Origin of the sequence: Rubrivirga sp. (genome assembly GCF_049648075.1) — a bacterium.
Taxonomy (GTDB): Bacteria; Bacteroidota; Rhodothermia; order Rhodothermales; family Rubricoccaceae; genus Rubrivirga.
The window spans coordinates 1-2,208 of the sequence record NZ_JBARYR010000266.1 but is presented as its reverse complement, the minus strand read 5'-3'; the positions used below and the strand labels follow the sequence as shown (position 1 = coordinate 2,208).

The window sequence follows — 2,208 nt, the reverse complement described above, 5'->3', positions numbered from 1 at the left end:
AACCCGTAGAAGATCGGGAACGCCTGACCGGGGGTCAGGAGCAGCGAGTTAACGCCGGACTGGCCCTCGCCCGACACGCCGCCGGTGAAGAGCTGTTGGGCACCGCCCAGGTCCAGAACCTCGTTCTCGTTCGTGTTGAACGTCAGGCCGATCGAGAACGAGGCGTCCGCCGACTCGAACAAGAGCGCGTCGAGCGTGACGTCGACGCCCGTGTTCCGGAGCGAGCCGACGTTTTGGACCTGGCTCGAAACGACCGACGCGAGGACCGGGACGTTGAGGAGCAGGTCGTTCGTCGTGTTCCGGTAGAACTCGATCGAACCGTAGACCCGGTCAGTCAAGACGCGGTAATCGAGACCGACCGTGAACTCCTCCTTTTCCTCCCACTGGAGGTCCGGGTTCTCGAGCTGCGTCGGGGCGTAGCCCGGCACCTGGATGCCGTTCAAGACCGCCGAGTTCGCCGGGTTAGCACCCAGGAGCGGGAGGTAGAGGTAGTCGCCGATTCCTTGGTTGCCCACGACGCCGTAGCCGGCGCGCAAGCGCAAGTCGGTGACGGCCGTGCCGCCGTCGAAGAACGGCTCCTCCGAGATGCGCCACGCGCCCGAGACGGCTGGGAACAGCGCGTACCGGTTGTCCTCCGAGAACCGCGACGACCCGTCGTACCGGACCGAGCCGGTGAGGTAGTAGCGCTCGTCGAAGTTGTAGTTGGCGCGCGAGAAGAACGACGCGAGGAGGTTCTCCCCGCGGAACGAGAAGGTGCCCGGACCCGCGTTGTTGTCGCTGATCACGATCGTGCCGGACTGGAGCAAGTTGTCCTCGGTCACATCGGTCACGAAGCTCTGCGCCTGGACCGACGTCTCGCTCACGTTGAACGCCTGGTACTCGTAGCCGCCGAGCACGTTGACGTTGCTCTGGCCGAAGTCCGTGTTGTACGTGAGGTAGGTCGAGAGCGTCTGCGAGGTCCGCTCGAGCGTCCGGCGATACGCCGAGCCGCCGTTGGTCGTGGACGTCACGAACTCCTCACCGATCGCGCTCTGACCCGAAACGAACGAACGACGCGTGCCGACCGAGCGGTCGCCGCCGACGTTGAGCGAGGCGGTCAGGCCCTCGACGAGCTCGAGCTCGGCCGAGATGTTGCCGAGCGTCCGGACGGTCCGGGCCGTCTCATCGACCTGCTCCAAGAGAGCGACCGGGTTGCGGAACGACCGCTGGCCGGGGACCTCGTAGAAGCCGTCGTTGGCCGTGTCCAGGAAGACCGGCGCGACGGGCCGATACTGGATGGCGTTCTGGAACAAGCCGCCCTCGAAGCCGCCGGTGTCGTTGATCGGCGCGAAGTCGTCGTCGGTCAGCGCGCTGGTCAGGTTGAGGCCCAGGCGCAAGCGGTTGTCGAAGAACTGGTTGTTCGCGTTGAGCCGGGCCGTGACGCGCTCGAGACCCGTCGAGGTCACGATGCCGTCCTGGTTGAGGTAGCTCAGCGACGCGCGGTACTGCGAGTTGCTGGTCCCGCCGCCGAACGACAGATTGTGCGACTGACTCGGTGCCGTGCGGAAGATCTCGCCGATGAAGTCGGAGTTGACCGAGTTCGGGTCGATCCCGAAGCCCGGCGAGCCGACGGCGTCGGCGCCGAAGTTGGTGCGGACGAAGTTGCGGTAGTCCTCGCCCGAAAACACGTTGTACGTGTCGGCCGCGGAGGAGACCGAGAACGTGCCCTCGTAGTCGACGTTGACGCGGCCCTCGGCCCCGTTCTTGGTCGTGATCAAGATGACGCCGTTCGCGCCACGCGAGCCGTAGATGGCCGTCGCGGAGGCGTCCTTCAGGACCGAGATCGACGCGATGTCGTTCGGGTTGAGGAGCGTGAGCGGGTTGCGGGCCGGGCCGTTCGAAGCCTGACCGGCGCCGCCGGGCGTGACGTTGTCGTTCGAGATCGGGATGCCGTCCACGACGTAGAGCGGCTCGTTCGAGGCCGTGATGGACGTGCCACCACGGATCCGGACGGACACGTTGGCACCGGGCTCGCCCGACGCCTCGATCACCTGGACGCCCGCGACGCGGCCCTCGAGGAAGTCGGTGGGCGCGGTGACGAGCCCCTCGTTGGCGTCGTCAACGTCGCCCGTCCCGACGGACGCGGTGACGTCACCGCGGCGCTGGGTGCCGTACCCGACCACGACGACGTCGTCCAAGATGTTGGAGTCCTCCTGGAGCTGGACGTCG

At 66.6% G+C, this 2,208-nt stretch carries 1 protein-coding gene; it reads right to left on the bottom strand.

Annotated features, from left to right (window positions below; translation table 11 throughout):
• Positions 1–2,208, bottom strand: a 2,208-nt coding sequence (locus WBA11_RS07860) for a SusC/RagA family TonB-linked outer membrane protein (RefSeq protein WP_424520145.1), incomplete at both ends; no start/stop codon positions are given.